Source organism: Yersinia enterocolitica subsp. enterocolitica, assembly GCF_901472495.1.
Lineage (GTDB): Bacteria > Pseudomonadota > Gammaproteobacteria > Enterobacterales > Enterobacteriaceae > Yersinia > Yersinia enterocolitica.
The window spans coordinates 836,832-853,484 of sequence record NZ_LR590469.1 but is presented as its reverse complement, the minus strand read 5'-3'; the positions used below and the strand labels follow the sequence as shown (position 1 = coordinate 853,484).

Sequence of the window (16,653 nt, the reverse complement as noted above, 5' to 3'; positions counted from 1 at the left end):
TTTACTGGCCGTACCATCGAACATTTACATAACATCAAGTCATGCTAAGACAGGATTTACCACCTTATGCCACACCAGAATATACAAAAAAAAGTGCTCCGCACTATTTGCCCTGACGCCAAAGGCTTAATCGCAAAAATTACCAATATCTGCTACAAGCACCAACTGAATATCGTGCAAAATAATGAATTCGTCGATCATCTGACTGGCCGTTTTTTCATGCGCACAGAGCTTGAGGGTATTTTTAACGATACCACCCTATTGGCTGATCTGGATGATGCATTGCCTGAAGGGACTAACCGCGAATTACATACTGCCGGACGTCGTCGCATTGTTATTATGGTAACGAAAGAAGCGCATTGCCTTGGCGACTTATTGATGAAAAGCGCCTACGGTGGTCTGGATGTAGAAATCGCAGCCGTCATCGGCAACCACAATGAACTACAAAATTTAGTCGAGCGCTTTGATATACCGTTCCATCTTATTAGTCATGAAGGTTTGACCCGAGACCAACATGATCAGCGCCTGATTGAACAAATTGAACAATACCAACCAGACTATGTTGTGTTGGCAAAATATATGCGCGTATTGACGCCAGCCTTTGTGCAACGCTTCCCATACCAGATTATTAATATCCACCACTCATTCTTACCGGCATTTATCGGCGCGCGCCCATATCATCAAGCTTATGAGCGTGGGGTGAAAATCATTGGTGCTACTGCGCATTATGTCAATGACAGCCTGGATGAAGGCCCAATCATCATGCAGGATGTCATTCATGTTGATCATTCATATACCGCCGAAGATATGATGCGTGCCGGGCGAGACGTAGAAAAAAATGTACTGAGCCGTGCGCTGTATCGAGTATTAGCACAGCGCGTTTTTGTTTACGGTAACCGTACGGTTATTCTGTAAGCACGCAATAAATCGATATTTTTTGCCGATATAACCACCGCCACGGACAAAAAATCACCGAACGAATTATTTTTTTCATTTCAAGTCTTTACAGCGGCGCTTCATTTGATATGATGCGCCCCGCTTGCCAAGACGACTCTGTTGTTAAGTCATGTTGTAGAATAGATAGGCCAGTGGTGGGGTTCCCGAGCGGCCAAAGGGAGCAGACTGTAAATCTGCCGTCATCGACTTCGAAGGTTCGAATCCTTCCCCCACCACCATTTAAACCTTGGGTACTGAGGTGATTCAGATAAACGAATCTCAATAAGTACTCAGGGGAAGGTGAAAACCTTCGACAAGGTTCGAGCCGAGCGTAGCGAGACAGCGACGCGAAGCGGCGACCCGAAAGGTGAGGAACAACGTGACGAATAATCCTTCCCCCATCACCATGTTTAACCTTTAATTCCAAATCGATTTAGTTATTTGGTTTTGCAGGGTTATCAAGTGAGATTTAAAGTAAAAGCAGTTAAGTAAAAGTACGGCCAAATTATTAAGCATTAAAACCACGAATTCAGTGGTGGGGTTCCCGAGCGGCCAAAGGGAGCAGACTGTAAATCTGCCGTCATCGACTTCGAAGGTTCGAATCCTTCCCCCACCACCATCTATTAATTATTCACCATCTCCTCAGTAAATAACTAAATCAAAAAATAGCACCCATCAGGGGAAGGTAAGAACCTTCGACCAAGGTTCGCGCCGAGCATAGCGAGACAACGACGCGCAGCGGCGGCCCGAAGGGCGAGGAACAACGTGACGAGTAATCCTTCCCCCACCACCATCTATTAATTATTCACCATCTCCTCAGTAAATAACTAAATCAAAAAATAGCACCCATCAGGGGAAGGTAAGAACCTTCGACCAAGGTTCGCGCCGAGCATAGCGAGACAACGACGCGCAGCGGCGGCCCGAAGGGCGAGGAACAACGTGACGAGTAATCCTTCCCCCACCACCATCTATTAATTATTCACCATCTCCTCAATAAATAACTAAATCAAAAAATAGCACCCATCAGGGGAAGGTAAGAACCTTCGACCAAGGTTCGCGCCGAGCATAGCGAGACAACGACGCGCAGCGGCGGCCCAAAGGGCGAGGAACAACGTGACGAGTAATCCTTCCCCACAACCTTCTGTGCAGAGTGCGTCCTCCATCATATATTCATATGTAAATATAGAGCCTCAGAGAATATTTAAATAAAATTACTGCAAATCAATAGATAGCAATCAACTCGGTAGATAATAGATTAACGATGTGACATTTTCACACCAGAGTCTTTATATAATCAATTAACCTATTAAGTACACTTGAATGTGATCTTGATTTGTAGAAATACAATTTATTTTCATCTTGAAAGTTTGTTAAATCTATAAAATCCAATTTTGAGTCGCCATTAAAATCATCCATAATAGAGTCTGTAATACAGATATACCGGCCGGAATAGATGAAATTCAAGCAACAAGCCAGGTTGTCTACCTGCCTCACATTCACTTTACTATATTGTTTTTTAACACATTCCTCCAGATATTTGACAAACTTACTTCTATATAACATCGGATTACACAGCCAAATATTATTATGAAGAATATTTATAATGTCGGAACTCTCATTAAGTATATCTTTTCTACCATAAATACCAAATCCACTATCCGGGACTTCATTCAGTAGCATAAATCTATCACTGCTGACTTTTTCAGATGAAAGGATAAGTGAATTCCCATCATAGTCTCCAATCTCATCAATATTTTCATAATGAAACTTTATTATATTAGCCTGTATATTGTTTTTTTCTGCCACTCTATATAATTTCGTCAATTTTTCACTTTTTCCCCAGTCGTAATAAATGTTGATGATATTGGAAACGTGGCCTGTGAGATGTTTTTTAGTGATTTCTTTTTCTTGTTGATATAAATCTTTTAGATCATTATATAAAACCTCTCCATCTCGCGTTAAACTCATGCCAAATTTTTCTCGTTTGAATAACTTTTTCCCTATTATGCTCTCGAAGTCTTTTATCGACTTCGCAACAGGCGGTGTAGTCCTGTTCATCACTCTTGCCGCCTTACTCAGCGAGCCATTTTCTACTACGGCCATAAAGGCCTCTAACTTACGAGATAGAAACATAATTCACCAATCCTTTGCTTTGCGTCAAAAATTATCAGAAAAAAGACAAGTATGCCTACGTATATAATGCCAACTGTAGATATTGTTTATATATATAATAAAAAAAATACCAGTGGGTTTGGAATAATTGATAAATATATTATAATGAGTTATTACTGCGTAGACACTAACGACGTAAAGTTGCATGTTTTGCAATCAAAGTTTTGGCGACTTAGTGTATTATCGCCTTAACATTGCACATATTTTTAACAGAGTTTTAAATGTAGATCTATGATATCAAATAACTATTTTTTATTCTTCACGTGACAAAATCAGTTAACGCTTTCTAATAGAAAAAAATGGAAATGCCTGTAGCATTTACCGCCAATAAAAATAAGTGAAATGGGTTGCTAGCAAGAATATGCTTTAAATCATTTACACCAAGAGAGTGATTAAGTTAAATCGATAGATATTTATAATGTTTCCACTATAAAAATAATATAACTTATTTTTTTGTCAGAAAAAACATGACCACCTGACAATATAAAATTTAATTTTATCAAAAATCATGGTGTAAATAATACATGTTGCACGCTGTTTAATTAACAACCCGAGATGCTACGATAAACTCATGTGAAATATAAAAATATTCATAGGGTTATTTTGAATTTTGTCGGTAAAAGTATTTTTATTATCTATTCTCTGCATCGCCTATTATTTATTCTTTTGTTGTGCATTACATTTTTATTCGGCATCTGCTAATATTCGACATCATTTCTAGCGAATATACGGTGCTGACCATGAAGTTTGTCTCTTTTAATATCAATGGCCTACGTGCTCGACCTCATCAACTGGCTGCAATAATCGAACAACATCAACCCGATGTTATCGGGCTTCAAGAAACGAAAGTCCACGATGATATGTTCCCGCTTGAAGAGGTCAGCCAGCATGGTTATCACGTCTTTTACCATGGGCAAAAAGGGCATTATGGTGTCGCACTTTTAACCAAGAATGAACCTTTAGCAATTCGTCGGGGCTTCCCTACTGATGAAGAAGATGCGCAGCGCCGTATTATCATGGCCGACATTGCAACGCCACAAGGTCCCTTAACCGTGATTAATGGTTATTTTCCTCAAGGAGAAAGCCGTGACCACCCCATTAAGTTTCCCGCCAAAGAACGTTTTTATGCCGACTTACAACAGTATTTGGAGCAGCAACTTTCAGCTGATGCTCAGGTACTGATTATGGGTGATTTAAATATCAGCCCAACCGATCTCGATATTGGCATTGGTGAAGATAGCCGCAAGCGCTGGCTACGTACCGGTAAATGCTCATTCTTACCTGAAGAACGCGCGTGGTTAGAGCGCCTACAAAATTGGGGGTTAGTGGATACATTCCGTGCAGCAAACCCGGATTGTAATGACCAATTCTCATGGTTTGACTACCGTTCGCGTGGTTTTGACGAAAATAGAGGATTGCGCATAGATTTATTACTGGCAAGCCGACCTCTGGCCGCACGCTGTATTGCCACTGGCATCGATTACGATATTAGAAGTATGGAGAAACCCTCAGATCACGCCCCTGTGTGGTCTGAATTCGCACTCTAATCACGCTTTACATTGAGGTAGGCCCATTTGTAGGGCTACCTCTTGGCGCGACACCTAAACGATTGTAATCGGGCAAATAGAAAATGATTGATGTTGTTGCGGCAATTATAGAACGAAACGGTAAGCTTTTATTGGCACAACGGGATTCACATCGCGATCAGGCAGGTTTGTGGGAATTCCCTGGGGGCAAAGTCGAAGCTGGAGAGAGTCAACCGCAAGCATTGATGCGTGAACTTGCCGAAGAATTAAATATTGATGCAATAATAGGCCAATATATTGCTACCAATCAATGGAACTCGCAGCAACGCATCATCCGGTTACACGCCTGGCATATTGAAAACTTCAGTGGTGAGCCGGTACTGCATTGTCACTCGGCTCTGGCGTGGCTAACACCAGAGGATGCTTATCGCTACCCTCTGGCCCCCGCTGACATCCCGTTATTAGATGCTTTTATCGAACAAAAACGGTAGTCCGTTATCTGGTTAATCTTTTCCAGATAAGTGGATTAGTCCCAACCACGTTGGGATCACGCACACATTGCAAAACTTCACCTTCAACCCGCAACACTGCACCTTCCGAGTAATTTTGATTTTGGTAAATGCAGCAGCGTGTGCAAGGATTATTGTTGGTATTGCGATTTGATGAGTTATTCCAGACCTCTGGAGGCAAAGGAACAACGACATCAACATTACTCCTGTTTGCCAAAACCTGACCGGAAATAAGTGTGGCAAAACCAATACATCCCAGCATTACCCATGTTCTCATGACTTATTCTCCTTGGTTTTGGATGGCGTTTTCTTACGTTTTTTTATCGCCCCAGATGGGGCTGCTGGCAATCCACGAAAGACCTGAGGTGACCGATTTTGCTTTGCCTGACTGATTAAATCCTGCAATGTAGCCACCAGCGGTTGCATAAAATCCTGATAGCGACAGTTTTTCTCACTGATTTGTGTCAGCGTAGACTCCCAGTGCGCCGTCATATCCGGCCGTGCGGCAATATCAGGCAATGCATGAATCAATGCTCTTCCTGCTGGGCTGGCATGGATGTACCGGCCTTTTTTAAACAAAAAAGTCCGTTTAAACAATAACTCAATAATTCCGGCTCGTGTTGCTTCAGTCCCCAAACCATCAGTTGCACGTAACACTTTCTTCAGCTCTTTATCTTGCACAAAACGGGCAATACCGGTCATGGCTGATAATAAACTCGCATCAGTAAATGGCCGGGGCGGCTGAGTTTGACGCTCCACAACTTCACCGCGCTCACACAACAACTCGGCCCCCTTCTCAACCACTGGCAGTGGCGCGCCTTCATTCTCTTCATCTCGCTCTTTACTTCCAAGCAAGGTACGCCAACCCGCTTCGGCCAGAAAACGGGCTTTAGCAATAAACTTACCACCGGCAATATCCAGCTCAATAACACATTTACGAAACTGCGCGTCAGGACAAAATTGCATCAGATATTGCTGCGCGACTAAGCGATAAACCTTGCTCTCATCGGTTGTTAAATTCACTTTACTGGCCCGCGCCGTCGGGATAATGGCGTGGTGGGCATCGACTTTTTTATCATCCCAACAGCGGTTGCGCCTATCACTGTCCATCACATCCAGCGGTAAAAGATCAGCCTGATGGATACTAATGGCATTGAGTACCGAATGACGCCCTGCGAAATGCTCTTCTGGTAGATATCGGCAATCCGAACGCGGATACGTAATCAATTTGTGCGTTTCATATAATCGCTGGCAAATATCCAGCACTTGCTGCGCACTTAGCCCAAATCGTTTGGCGGCTTCAATCTGCAAGGTAGATAGCGAGAATGGCAACGGGGCTGTTTCTGATTCCCGTTTATCATTATAGGAGGTAACAAGTGCAGGTTGACCCGCAATACGATTAACCACGTGTTCTGCCAGTGGCCGGTGTAACAAGCGCCCTTCTTCATCCTGATAGGACTCACAAGAATCACTCGGCTGCCATAGTGCAATAAAGCGCTCATCAGCAGGCGTGACGATATGGGCTTTAACTTCAAAAAAATCTTTGGCAACAAAATCTTCTATTTCTTCATCGCGGCGCACCACCAGCCCTAACACCGGCGTTTGCACCCGACCGACCGACAACACGCCATCATAGCCCGCATTACGCCCAAGAATGGTATAGGCTCGAGTCATATTGATGCCATATAACCAGTCGGCTCTGGCTCGCGCCAATGCTGAGACACATAGCGGGATAAACTCACGGTTATAACGCAGGCGCTCCACGGCGCGCTCAACCGCTTGCGGGTTTAAGTCATTAATCAAACAACGCCGGACGTTTTGCCGCTTCTCTGCCGCCAAATCGAGGTAATCCAATACCTCATCAACCAAAAGTTGCCCTTCACGGTCAGGGTCTCCTGCATGAATGACCTCATCAGCTTGTTGTAACAACTGTTTGATAACATTCAATTGTTTGCTCACTGAAGGGCGTGGCTGTAATCGCCATTTTTCAGGAATTATCGGTAAATCTGCCAGTGACCAACGCGCATAACGGCTATCGTAAGCATCAGGTTGAGCTTGTTCCAACAAGTGGCCCACACACCAGGTCACCATGTTGTCACTACCACAGGCAATGAATCCATCACCCCGTCGATGCGGCTTTGGCAAGATATCGGCTATCGCCCGTGCCAGACTCGGTTTTTCGGCAATAAAAAGTCGCATCATTCACCGCACTGATACATCAAATAAAAAGACTGCAAATAAAAGGTCATTCTGTAATCTCAATCAGTGCCCGGTCATTATCCACCACATTTAGTTCGCCAATAGCACTGAGCGTCATACCATGTTGAGCGGCTATTTCCTGCACTTGCGCCTCAGCATCAGGTAAAACAGCTAACAGCAAGCCACCTGATGTCTGTGGGTCGCAGAGTAAACTCTTCTGCAAATCGGACATTTTGCCAATCAGATGACCATAGCTGTCAAAGTTGCGGCCCGTTCCGCCCGGAACACAACCTGCGGCAATATACTCTGCTACTGCGGGTAAACGCGGGATAGACGAAAAATGTAATGTCGCTTGCACACCCGACCCCTGACAAATCTCACTGAGATGGCCTAACAGACCGAACCCGGTCACATCTGTCATAGCAGTGACCCCGGGTATATGGGCAAAGTCAGCACCAGACTTATTCAGTTGACACATGGTTTCCGTAGCAACACCTTGGTGCTCTGGTCGTAATTGACTCTTCTTCTCAGCGGTAGTGAGGATACCAATTCCCAGCGGTTTGGTGAGAAACAGTTTGCAGCCCGCTTTAGCTGCACTATTTTTCTTAACCTGCTCAGTGCTGACAATACCCGTGACAGCTAAACCGAAAATCGGTTCCGGCGCATCAATGGAATGCCCCCCTGCTAACGAAATTCCTGCCTGCTGGCAAACATATCGGCCGCCTTCGATAACTTGCTGGGCGACTTCTGGTGCCAGTTTATCAATTGGCCACCCTAATATCGCAATGGCCATAATCGGCTTGCCGCCCATCGCATAAACATCACTAATGGCATTAGTGGCAGCAATGCGCCCGAAGTCGAAAGGATCATCGACGATCGGCATAAAAAAGTCGGTGGTGCTGATAATACCAACACCATTGCCAATATCATAAACAGCTGCATCATCACGGGTTTCATTGCCCACCAGCAGGCGAGGATCAAGAAATTTTTGTTGCTCGGAATGTAAAATTTTATCTAATACTTTAGGCGAAATTTTACAACCGCAGCCCGCTCCGTGGCTGTATTGAGTAAGACGTATCGCTGGCGATGTCATAACACTCTCCCGTCTGGTGGTTCAGTAATAAGCAGTTTAAAGATATATATACCCTAAATAATTCGAGTACAGGAAGGCGGCAAGCGAGAGAACCCGATGAGCTTACATGAGTAAGTGATTCGGGTAATTGAACGTAGCCAACACTCATGGAACTTGAAGTATGACGGGTATATGCATCCAAGGCACCTATGGTAGCGTCTATAGCTTAGCTTAGTAAGTAGAGAGCGGTGATCGGGCAGATAGGTTGGTCACAAAGCAGGCAAAATGCAGCTTGTTGCCGATAAAAGCAACAGGCCGCGTAGTCTTGTGTAAGAAATAGCCGATATCTCTCAGAAATAACGAACAAAAGTCGAGTAATCGGGTGGTGTCACTTTGGTCGCTGATTTCAGCTGTGGAGTCCCAAGATACAGGAAACCGACAATTTCATCTTGTTCGCGGCAGGCAAAACCTTCACGGACAACCGGATGATGTGTCCAGGAACCGGTGCGCCAAATACCATTAAAACCCTGGGCCAGCGCGGCCATTTGCATGGCTTGCACCGCGCAACCAGCAGAAACGACCTGCTCCCAGTTTGGTACTTTAGGGTTTTCTGTAACATGCGCAATAACAGTAATAATTAAAGGCGCACGGAAAGGTGCCTGTTTGGCCTTCTCCAACACAGCTTCATCAGAGCCATCGTGCTTGACCGCATCCTGTAGCAATTGGCTAAAACGTTGCAGCCCCGCATCTTGAATTAAAACAAAGCGCCATGGCTGCAATGTGCCATGATCGGGAGCACGCATTCCTGCGTGAATAATATGGTCTAATGCTTCGCCTGCTGGGGCTGGAGCAGCTAAGCGCGACGCCGAACGGCGATTAAGTAACAGTTCCAATGCATCCATCATTTTCTCCTGATAACGATTTTCATTTTCAACACGGTAGCATAAGTTGTCATTTTGTTACCAGTGTTGACCTAATAGCTATGTTTCTCGATGATTTAAAGCTGACTTTTGTTCATCAGGTCATTAGGATAGCGATACTTGCCCGGTTTTGTTGGAGATAACATGCGCACTTTGTGGCGAATTATTGCTGGCTGTTTCAAGTGGACCTGGCGTCTGCTGAATTTTGCCAGAGAGTTTATTCTTAATCTTTTCCTGATACTGCTGATTTTGGTCGGTGTCGGTATTTACCTTCAGTTCCAAAGTAAACCGGCAGAACCGGTTAAAGGCGCACTGTTAGTGAATTTAAGCGGTGTCGTTGTCGATCAACCTGCGGTAAATAATAAATTACGCCAGTGGGGGCGTGAGTTATTAGGGGCATCCAGCAATCGCCTACAGGAAAACTCCCTGTTTGATATTGTAGAAACCATTCGGTTGGCAAAAGCCGATAATAATATTACTGGTCTGGTGTTATCGCTGAGCGACTTCACCGGCGCTGATCAGCCTTCTCTGCAATATATTGGCAAAGCGCTGCGGGAATTCCGTGATAGCGGCAAGCCGATTTACGCTATTGGCGAAAGCTATAGTCAAACTCAGTACTATTTAGCCAGCTTTGCCAATAAGATCTACCTGTCACCGCAAGGGACGGTCGCTCTGCATGGTTTTGCCAGCAATAATCTGTACTACAAATCACTATTGGAAAAACTTAAAGTTACCACCAATATCTTCCGCGTCGGCACCTATAAGTCTGCTGTTGAACCGATGATTCGTGATGATATGTCCCCTGCCGCACGTGAGGCGGATACTCGCTGGATTGGTGGTTTATGGCAGAACTATTTGACTGCTGTTGCGGCTAACCGGCAATTAACCCCAGAACAATTGTTCCCGGGGGCGGCAGGTGTTGTCCGTGGATTGCAGGCGGCAGGTGGCTCTCAAGCGCAATATGCCCTGTCGAGCAAACTGGTCGATCAACTCGCCACACGCCCAGAGATGGAAAATGAGTTGGTTAAAGCCTTCGGCTGGGATAAGAAGAATAACGACTTCAACTATGTCAGCATTTATGACTACCAACCTACTCCGACTCCACAGCAAGGCGAACAAATAGCAGTACTCTTTGCTAATGGTGCCATCATGGATGGACCACAGACGCCAGGGAATGTCGGTGGTGATGCTTTAGCCGCCCAAATTCGCCAGGCGCGGTTGGATCCGAAAATCAAGGCCGTTATCTTGCGAGTCAACAGTCCAGGCGGCAGCGTGAGTGCTTCTGAACTGATTCGCACTGAATTAGCCGCCTTACGTGCCGCTAATAAACCATTGGTGGTATCAATGGGCGGGATGGCAGCCTCTGGTGGTTATTGGATCTCAACACCGGCTAACTATATCATCGCCAACCCAAGCACCCTGACCGGCTCGATCGGTATTTTCGGTGTGATTAATACGTTCCAAAATACCTTGGAAAGTATCGGGGTGCATACCGATGGTGTGGCAACATCGCCACTGGCAAATGTTTCTGTGACCAAAGACCTGCCACCTGAGTTCTCTCAGATGATGCAGATCAATATCGAAAATGGCTACAAAACCTTTATTGATTTGGTGGCAACCGCTCGCCATAAAACACCAGAGCAAGTTGATCAAATTGCACAAGGCCATGTTTGGATTGGTATAGATGCCAAAAATAATGGTCTGGTAGATCAACTGGGTGATTTTGACGATGCCGTTAAGAAAGTCGCTGAGCTGGCAAAACTGAAAACCTGGCAACTGAATTGGTTTGTTGATGAACCAAGCCTCAGTGATTTGATTTTCGGCCAGATGAGTGCGTCAGTACAGGCGATGTTACCTACTGCGATTCAAGCCTGGTTGCCTGCGCCAATATCTGCTGTGGCACAAGCGGTAAAAGATCAGCCCAACTTAATGAATACGCTCAATGACCCACAGAATCGTTATGCGTTATGCCTAACTTGCGGTGATGTACGCTAGTAAATTACTCAAAGATATCCAAAGTAATGGGTGTTGCAGGTAGGCAGCAAACGAGTAAGTCCCGATGAGCTGACTCAGGTCAGTGATTCGGGCGAACAAATGCAGCTAACACCGCTGCAACGTCAATTTACGATGGATATAGTCGATAAATACTCTGCCTGGCACCTGCCGGGCTTTTTTTCCTCGCCAGTCGCCCTATAATTCCCCCATCTCATTTCGCACCACCTTTTAGGCATATTGCTCATGCAGAAGAAATCTATTTATGTCGCTTATACCGGCGGGACTATTGGTATGCAACGCTCGGATAACGGATACATTCCGGTTTCCGGCCATCTACAGCGCCAGCTTGCGCTTATGCCTGAGTTCCATCGCCCGGAAATGCCGGATTTTACAATCCATGAATACGCCCCATTGATTGATTCCTCGGATATGACCCCGGAGGACTGGCAGCATATCGCCAATGATATTCAGCAAAATTACGATTTGTATGATGGCTTTGTGATTTTGCACGGCACCGACACGATGGCTTTTACCGCCTCGGCGCTCTCTTTTATGTTGGAAAATCTGGCCAAACCGGTGATTGTCACTGGTTCGCAAATCCCCTTGGCAGAGTTGCGTTCTGATGGGCAAACTAACTTGCTGAATGCTCTCTATCTGGCCGCCAACCATCCCGTCAATGAAGTCAGTTTGTTCTTTAATAACAAACTGTTTCGCGGCAATCGTACCACTAAAGCCCATGCTGATGGGTTTGATGCATTTGCTTCACCTAACCTCTCGGTGCTGCTCGAAGCCGGCATTCATATTCGCCGAATGGCCTCAGTAGAATCACCAATCAATAATGGTCCATTGATTGTTCATAACATCACCCCACAACCGATTGGTGTAGTGACTATCTACCCGGGTATCTCTGGTGCTGTTGTGCGTAACTTCTTGTTACAACCCGTAAAAGCACTTATTTTACGCTCCTATGGTGTCGGCAACGCACCACAAAAAGCCGAATTATTAGATGAATTAAAAAATGCCAGTGAACGAGGCATTGTAGTAGTGAATCTGACGCAATGTATTTCTGGTAGAGTCAATATGGACGGATATGCCACCGGTAATGCATTGGCACATGCGGGGGTTATCAGCGGCTCTGATATGACCGTTGAAGCGGCGCTGACCAAACTGCACTATTTATTGAGTCAATCTCTATCTCCTGAAGAAATTCGCCGCTTAATGCAACAAAATCTGCGCGGTGAATTAACGGACACTAACTGATCGGGCGGAATGTGAATGAATGCAGCGCTGTTGTTAATTGATTTGCAGAATGATTTTTGCCCAGGTGGTGCGTTAGCGGTTGCCAAGGGTGACGCGGTGATTGCCGTTGCAAATGAGGCTATTACTACCTGTCTGGCTCACAAAATACCGATTATCGCCAGCCAGGATTGGCACCCAGCAGAACACCGCAGTTTTGCTGTCAATTCGCAGGCAGAGCCTTGGACGACCGGTGATTTGGAAGGGTTAACCCAAGTGTGGTGGCCGGTGCATTGTGTTCAGAATTCAGTTGGAGCAGCTTTGCATCCAAAGTTGAATCAAGAGGTTATTACTCAGATTTTCCGTAAAGGTCAGAATCCGGATATCGACAGCTACAGTGCTTTTTTCGACAATGGACGGCGGGCAAAAACACCGCTGGATGATTGGTTACAACAACAAGGGATCAATTGCCTGTTCGTTATGGGATTAGCAACAGATTACTGTGTGAAATACACCGTGTTGGCTGCATTAACATTAGGTTATAAAACATCCGTCATTAAGGATGGGTGCCGTGGCGTCAATTTGCAACCACAAGACAGCCAACTGGCTCTTGATGCGATGAATGAAGCCGGAGCTAACATACAGTCATTGGCGCAATTTATTGCTGAAGTAAAGCAACTGACAGCTCGCTGACTTGATAAGATAAGCATCAACGGAGCCTCATCTGGCTCCGTTTTCTCTGTATCCGGCCTGACTTGCTTGAATGATTACTCGGGCTTCAACTTAACCAGTGTCGGCTGACTGAATTGTTGCTTCAGCTCTTGCTTGGTTTTCATCACTATCTGGCCATCGGTGCCGATGCTCATATGTTGCGCATCCTTGTTGTAACGGGCCTGCCACAACATCACCATTTGCAGGCTGTTCTCTTTCTGTTCTGGCGTCAATGCCACACCATCCGGCCATTTGCCTAACTCTACAGCCAACATCAAACGTTGGTAGATTTCAGGCGTCATCACTGAAATCAGGTCTTCAAGCTCCATCAGAGCATCCTCAGTAAACGAATAATAAGCTGAATCGATTTTTCATTCACAAAATGGTCACAACAACCGGTATTTATCCGGGGATTTGTTCGCCATTTTGGTCATCAACAAAATTGAGTGAGGCCGAGTTCACGCAATAACGCTCCCCTGTGGGTTGTGGGCCATCAGAGAAGACATGCCCCAAATGCGCATCACAATGACCACAGCGAATTTCAACACGATGCATATTATGAGAATAATCATCGATATAGCGAATAGATTCAGCATCCAAAGGCTGGTAGAAACTCGGCCAGCCACAGCCAGAATCAAACTTCGACTCTGAGATAAAAAGCGGCTGGTGGCAGCACAAGCATTGGTATACCCCTTCGCGCTTGTTGTGCAGTAATTTGCCGCTAAACGGCGCTTCCGTCCCCCGCAGTTGGGTGACATGCCGCTGAATATCGGTCAATTTCTCAATATTTTCTGTAGGGTTCAGTTCTTTAGCCATTTGTGCGGTTCTCTGGCAGGGAATAAAGTCAACGAAAACAACGTCTAATAATAACAAAAAATTAACAACAAAGCAGTTAAAATTGTCCTAAACTGTATGCCATCGAAGCTGCAACAGTATAAATGTGATAAAAATCGCAAATATTACTGATTCTCACTTTAAACTGAATAATTCGCCCCAATATAAAAATGAGGCTAATCGTATCTGGAAACGCGTGATTAATGTTCGATCTACCCTGTCTGGTTTGATTTGTAGCAATAATTGACACGATTCCGCTTGACGCTCGGTAAGGTTTTTGTAATTTTACAACCAACCTTTTATTCACTAACAAATAGCTGGTGGAATATATGACTATCAAAGTAGGTATCAACGGTTTCGGCCGTATCGGTCGCATTGTTTTCCGTGCTGCTCAGGAACGTTCTGACATCGAAATCGTTGCAATCAACGATCTGTTGGACGCTGACTACATGGCATACATGCTGAAATACGACTCTACCCACGGTCGTTTCGACGGTACTGTAGAAGTAAAAGACGGCCACCTGGTTGTTAACGGTAAAACCATCCGTGTTACCGCAGAGAGAGATCCGGCTAACCTGAAGTGGAACGAAGTTAACGTTGACGTTGTTGCTGAAGCAACTGGCCTGTTCCTGACCGACGAAACTGCACGTAAGCACATTGCTGCTGGTGCTAAGAAAGTGGTTCTGACTGGTCCGTCTAAAGACGATACCCCTATGTTCGTTATGGGCGTTAACCATAAAGAATACGCAGGTCAGGAAATCGTTTCTAACGCTTCTTGTACGACTAACTGCCTGGCTCCACTGGCTAAAGTTATCAACGACAAGTTCGGTATCGTTGAAGCGCTGATGACCACTGTGCATGCAACTACCGCTACTCAGAAAACTGTTGATGGCCCGTCTCACAAAGACTGGCGCGGCGGCCGCGGCGCATCCCAGAACATCATCCCTTCTTCTACCGGTGCTGCTAAAGCAGTAGGTAAAGTTATCCCAGCACTGAACGGCAAACTGACTGGTATGGCGTTCCGCGTTCCTACTCCTAACGTTTCAGTTGTTGACCTGACTGCACGTCTGGAAAAACCAGCTTCTTACAAAGAAATCTGTGCTGCTATCAAAGCGGCTTCAGAAGGCGAGCTGAAAGGCGTTCTGGGTTACACCGAAGACGACGTTGTTTCTACCGATTTCAACGGCGAAAAACTGACTTCAGTATTCGATGCTAAAGCTGGTATCGCGCTGAATGACAACTTTGTGAAACTGGTTTCTTGGTACGATAACGAAACTGGCTACTCAAACAAAGTTCTGGACTTGATCTCTCACATCTCCAAATAATGGATTGATGTAGATTTCTGCCAAAAGCCACCTCCGGGTGGCTTTTTTATTTTGATTAATTACTTGAAATTAAAGGATTAATTTCTGTCGATGTCCACACGTTGACCACATTGAGATAAACGGCCCCGCTTGCGAGGCTTTTCTTTGGGCATAAAAAAACCAGCACGGAAGCTGGCTTAGGTATTTTGGAATTCTTCGGCTCGCCGTTCTAGTTCGGCTAAATATGATGTTCTCGCTAACGCGTGGGCTTCAGGACTCATAATGCTTATAAGTTGGTATTTATTGGGGTCTAACCAATGCCGAGCATAAACCAGGTAGTTATCAGATTTTCTAGAAGCTACTGCCAATCGCGGTGGCCACGGTGGATCATCTGGTAGATGTATATGGATTTTGTACACAAACGAATCGCAGAGTTTGCGATTATCTTCCCACTGCCCTTCACTCCCGAATTCCGGGGGTAATGGCCCACCATTTTTCCATTGTTCCAGTGCTTGTACATATAACGCTGCAATTTCCAGATGCTCTACTTTGGGGTGCGCTGAAACTGTAATCATTACACCGCCTTGTCAAATGCTGGAGCCTCTAACCCTAAAGACTGGTGTTCTGCCCGGATCATTGCTTTGACATCATCAGCACTGACTTTAATCTTCGCTGTGCTTATCTCCTTTGGGGGGTGAGTTTGTTCTATGAATGACAAGAAATCCTCAGCGATATAACGAAGGCTTGCGACAGCACGGCCAAAGGTAACAATTTCGTTACGCAATTCATGATTATCTTCGCCAACTTCTTTTAAAGCTAAGCTGACTGCACTGATGAATTTTTTAGCAAAATCTATCCGTTTTTCCAACTCACGGATCAAGTGCTTCTGAACAAAGGGACTTTGATTATGTATTTCAATAGGCCTTTGTTTTTCTTCCCATTCTGACCGGATGTTTTTTAAATGGAAACGTAACCGGTCAGCCATTGCCCGAATATAAGACGTTGCATCATTAATGGGTAAATATGCTATGGAACCTTGTAGCGCTTGTAAGGTGGTGCTTGTATCAGCGGCATTTGTTGCTATATCGCTATAGCCCAATGAGGTTGCCGGTACAGGAGCCATAGCTAGCGCCAAAGCTGCTGCCATATAACCAACCTTATTTTGCTTTTTCTTAATCATGTCTTCACTCCACTGTTATGCCGCTATCATAGCTCATAAAATCATCATTCCGCAAAAGA

General features: G+C 45.2%; 16 protein-coding genes, 2 tRNA genes and 4 other RNA genes. 13 read left to right on the top strand and 9 right to left on the bottom strand.

What is annotated here, in order from left to right; all coding sequences use genetic code 11:
• The first annotated feature begins 66 nt into the window (after window positions 1-66).
• From purU to FGL26_RS03940, 7 genes are all read left to right on the top strand, one after another.
• Entirely contained in the window at window positions 67-915 is an 849-nt protein-coding gene (purU, locus tag FGL26_RS03970; protein WP_005166151.1) for a formyltetrahydrofolate deformylase, read from the top strand.
• A 175-nt stretch (window positions 916-1,090) separates the two neighbouring features.
• Window positions 1,091-1,175, top strand: a tRNA-Tyr gene (locus FGL26_RS03965).
• Between the two features lie 41 nt (window positions 1,176-1,216).
• Window positions 1,217-1,343: non-coding RNA, RtT sRNA (locus FGL26_RS03960), on the top strand.
• Window positions 1,344-1,470: 127 nt separating this feature from the next.
• A tRNA-Tyr gene (locus FGL26_RS03955) sits at window positions 1,471-1,555 on the top strand.
• Window positions 1,556-1,601: 46 nt separating this feature from the next.
• Window positions 1,602-1,729: non-coding RNA, RtT sRNA (locus tag FGL26_RS03950), on the top strand.
• A gap of 46 nt (window positions 1,730-1,775) precedes the next feature.
• Window positions 1,776-1,903: non-coding RNA, RtT sRNA (locus FGL26_RS03945), on the top strand.
• A 46-nt stretch (window positions 1,904-1,949) separates the two neighbouring features.
• Window positions 1,950-2,076, top strand: a non-coding RNA gene (locus FGL26_RS03940) — RtT sRNA.
• Window positions 2,077-2,208: 132 nt separating this feature from the next.
• Here FGL26_RS03940 and ytxR read toward each other — a convergent pair.
• Complete coding sequence (gene ytxR / locus FGL26_RS03935) at window positions 2,209-3,069, bottom strand: LysR family transcriptional regulator YtxR (protein WP_005169293.1); 861 nt, start codon at window positions 3,067-3,069, stop codon at window positions 2,209-2,211.
• Between the two features lie 779 nt (window positions 3,070-3,848).
• Here ytxR and xthA point away from each other — a divergent pair.
• Window positions 3,849-4,655, top strand: a complete 807-nt coding sequence (xthA, locus tag FGL26_RS03930) for an exodeoxyribonuclease III (RefSeq protein ID WP_005169291.1) — start codon at window positions 3,849-3,851, stop codon at window positions 4,653-4,655.
• Window positions 4,656-4,738: 83 nt separating this feature from the next.
• The gene (locus FGL26_RS03925) at window positions 4,739-5,125 is read left to right on the top strand and encodes a pyrimidine (deoxy)nucleoside triphosphate diphosphatase (RefSeq protein WP_005166143.1); all 387 of its coding nucleotides are present in this window, start codon (window positions 4,739-4,741) and stop codon (window positions 5,123-5,125) included.
• A 4-nt stretch (window positions 5,126-5,129) separates the two neighbouring features.
• Here FGL26_RS03925 and FGL26_RS03920 read toward each other — a convergent pair whose 3' ends face one another.
• The 4 genes from FGL26_RS03920 to FGL26_RS03905 all read right to left on the bottom strand — a co-directional run bounded on the left by FGL26_RS03920 (window position 5,130) and on the right by FGL26_RS03905 (window position 9,316).
• Entirely contained in the window at window positions 5,130-5,420 is a 291-nt protein-coding gene (locus FGL26_RS03920) for a DUF1496 domain-containing protein (RefSeq protein ID WP_005169288.1), read from the bottom strand.
• The gene (locus FGL26_RS03915; RefSeq protein ID WP_005166139.1) at window positions 5,417-7,342 is read right to left on the bottom strand and encodes a DNA topoisomerase III; all 1,926 of its coding nucleotides are present in this window, start codon (window positions 7,340-7,342) and stop codon (window positions 5,417-5,419) included. The genes FGL26_RS03920 and FGL26_RS03915 overlap by 4 nt, the downstream gene beginning before the upstream one ends.
• A gap of 46 nt (window positions 7,343-7,388) precedes the next feature.
• The gene (gene selD, locus FGL26_RS03910; protein ID WP_005169286.1) at window positions 7,389-8,435 is read right to left on the bottom strand and encodes a selenide, water dikinase SelD; all 1,047 of its coding nucleotides are present in this window, start codon (window positions 8,433-8,435) and stop codon (window positions 7,389-7,391) included.
• A 329-nt stretch (window positions 8,436-8,764) separates the two neighbouring features.
• Window positions 8,765-9,316 carry an NAD(P)H nitroreductase gene (locus tag FGL26_RS03905; protein WP_005166137.1) on the bottom strand — a complete coding sequence of 184 codons (552 nt, stop codon included), beginning with the start codon at window positions 9,314-9,316 and terminating at the stop codon, window positions 8,765-8,767.
• Window positions 9,317-9,478: 162 nt separating this feature from the next.
• Here FGL26_RS03905 and sppA point away from each other — a divergent pair, with 162 nt between their 5' ends.
• The 3 genes from sppA (at window position 9,479) to pncA (ending at window position 13,258) form a co-directional block, all read left to right on the top strand.
• Window positions 9,479-11,329, top strand: coding sequence for a signal peptide peptidase SppA (sppA, locus tag FGL26_RS03900; RefSeq protein ID WP_005169284.1), 1,851 nt, complete (start codon window positions 9,479-9,481; stop codon window positions 11,327-11,329).
• A gap of 243 nt (window positions 11,330-11,572) precedes the next feature.
• On the top strand, window positions 11,573-12,589 hold the full coding sequence (gene ansA, locus FGL26_RS03895; RefSeq protein WP_005166135.1) for an asparaginase: 1,017 nt from the start codon (window positions 11,573-11,575) through the stop codon (window positions 12,587-12,589).
• 15 nt (window positions 12,590-12,604) lie between these two features.
• On the top strand, window positions 12,605-13,258 hold the full coding sequence (gene pncA, locus FGL26_RS03890; RefSeq protein WP_005169281.1) for a bifunctional nicotinamidase/pyrazinamidase: 654 nt from the start codon (window positions 12,605-12,607) through the stop codon (window positions 13,256-13,258).
• A gap of 74 nt (window positions 13,259-13,332) precedes the next feature.
• Here pncA and FGL26_RS03885 read toward each other — a convergent pair whose 3' ends face one another.
• A complete protein-coding gene (locus tag FGL26_RS03885; RefSeq protein WP_005169279.1) occupies window positions 13,333-13,605 on the bottom strand; it encodes a YeaC family protein in 273 nt (90 codons plus the stop codon).
• Window positions 13,606-13,678: 73 nt separating this feature from the next.
• Window positions 13,679-14,092, bottom strand: a complete 414-nt coding sequence (gene msrB / locus FGL26_RS03880; protein WP_005162907.1) for a peptide-methionine (R)-S-oxide reductase MsrB — start codon at window positions 14,090-14,092, stop codon at window positions 13,679-13,681.
• A gap of 347 nt (window positions 14,093-14,439) precedes the next feature.
• On the opposite strand from msrB, the gene gapA reads away from it, so the two are divergent.
• A complete protein-coding gene (gapA, locus tag FGL26_RS03875) occupies window positions 14,440-15,435 on the top strand; it encodes a glyceraldehyde-3-phosphate dehydrogenase (protein WP_005162909.1) in 996 nt (331 codons plus the stop codon).
• Between the two features lie 176 nt (window positions 15,436-15,611).
• On the opposite strand, the gene FGL26_RS03870 is transcribed toward gapA, so the two are convergent.
• Both FGL26_RS03870 and FGL26_RS21395 read right to left on the bottom strand, forming a co-directional pair.
• Window positions 15,612-15,989 carry a type II toxin-antitoxin system YafO family toxin gene (locus FGL26_RS03870; protein ID WP_005169278.1) on the bottom strand — a complete coding sequence of 126 codons (378 nt, stop codon included), beginning with the start codon at window positions 15,987-15,989 and terminating at the stop codon, window positions 15,612-15,614.
• Window positions 15,989-16,594: a hypothetical protein gene (locus FGL26_RS21395; RefSeq protein WP_005169275.1), complete on the bottom strand. Its 606-nt coding sequence runs from the start codon at window positions 16,592-16,594 to the stop codon at window positions 15,989-15,991. Before FGL26_RS21395 ends, FGL26_RS03870 begins: the two co-directional genes overlap by 1 nt.
• Between the last annotated feature and the right edge of the window lie 59 nt (window positions 16,595-16,653).

Coding starts and splice junctions, on each gene's coding strand:
- msrB (WP_005162907.1), bottom strand. CDS start 14,092: ATGGCTAAAGAACTGAACCCTACAGAAAATATTGAGAAATTGACCGAT.
- sppA (WP_005169284.1), top strand. CDS start 9,479: ATGCGCACTTTGTGGCGAATTATTGCTGGCTGTTTCAAGTGGACCTGG.
- xthA (WP_005169291.1), top strand. CDS start 3,849: ATGAAGTTTGTCTCTTTTAATATCAATGGCCTACGTGCTCGACCTCAT.
- FGL26_RS03925 (WP_005166143.1), top strand. CDS start 4,739: ATGATTGATGTTGTTGCGGCAATTATAGAACGAAACGGTAAGCTTTTA.
- FGL26_RS21395 (WP_005169275.1), bottom strand. CDS start 16,594: ATGATTAAGAAAAAGCAAAATAAGGTTGGTTATATGGCAGCAGCTTTG.
- purU (WP_005166151.1), top strand. CDS start 67: ATGCCACACCAGAATATACAAAAAAAAGTGCTCCGCACTATTTGCCCT.
- ytxR (WP_005169293.1), bottom strand. CDS start 3,069: ATGTTTCTATCTCGTAAGTTAGAGGCCTTTATGGCCGTAGTAGAAAAT.
- FGL26_RS03870 (WP_005169278.1), bottom strand. CDS start 15,989: ATGATTACAGTTTCAGCGCACCCCAAAGTAGAGCATCTGGAAATTGCA.
- gapA (WP_005162909.1), top strand. CDS start 14,440: ATGACTATCAAAGTAGGTATCAACGGTTTCGGCCGTATCGGTCGCATT.
- FGL26_RS03920 (WP_005169288.1), bottom strand. CDS start 5,420: ATGAGAACATGGGTAATGCTGGGATGTATTGGTTTTGCCACACTTATT.
- pncA (WP_005169281.1), top strand. CDS start 12,605: ATGAATGCAGCGCTGTTGTTAATTGATTTGCAGAATGATTTTTGCCCA.
- selD (WP_005169286.1), bottom strand. CDS start 8,435: ATGACATCGCCAGCGATACGTCTTACTCAATACAGCCACGGAGCGGGC.
- FGL26_RS03885 (WP_005169279.1), bottom strand. CDS start 13,605: ATGGAGCTTGAAGACCTGATTTCAGTGATGACGCCTGAAATCTACCAA.
- FGL26_RS03915 (WP_005166139.1), bottom strand. CDS start 7,342: ATGCGACTTTTTATTGCCGAAAAACCGAGTCTGGCACGGGCGATAGCC.
- ansA (WP_005166135.1), top strand. CDS start 11,573: ATGCAGAAGAAATCTATTTATGTCGCTTATACCGGCGGGACTATTGGT.
- FGL26_RS03905 (WP_005166137.1), bottom strand. CDS start 9,316: ATGGATGCATTGGAACTGTTACTTAATCGCCGTTCGGCGTCGCGCTTA.